Raw genomic sequence first — 451 nt, forward strand, 5'->3', positions numbered from 1 at the left:
TCCTCATAAATCGCTTTAATTTCAGCTTTCAAATCGGCATCTAAATCCGGACGATTCATTTTCTTTACTAAATCATAATACGTGCTTCGTGGAATGTTAGCTAGCTCTACAAGTGCTTTCACCGAATATTTATGCCTTAATTCATAGACTACTTGTGCTTTGTCCTGTTTCGTGATTTTTCCTTGTTTTGAACTAAGGCATTCAACTTTTTTAAGTACTCATTTTCCATTTCAAGCTGTTGAATACGTGCTTCAAGTGCTTCGACTGAACCTTCAACTGGTGTTTGTTTTGATTGTTTATTTGAATCTTTTTCCATGGATGGACGCCCCTTTTTCTTTGATTGAAGGGCAGCGATTCCTTGTGTTTCGAATTGTTTTTTCCAAACAATAATCGTTGAAGGGGCAGGAATATTAAAAATAGCTGCCGTTTCAAATAAGGACGTACCGTTTTC

General features: G+C 36.6%; 1 pseudogene. It reads right to left on the minus strand.

Annotated elements, in window-relative coordinates:
- A pseudogene (locus tag JDS92_RS30140) lies at positions 1 to 451 on the minus strand (helix-turn-helix domain-containing protein); the annotation flags it as partial.

The organism is Bacillus cereus group sp. N12 (assembly GCF_016483575.1).
Lineage (GTDB): Bacteria > Bacillota > Bacilli > Bacillales > Bacillaceae_G > Bacillus_A > Bacillus_A toyonensis.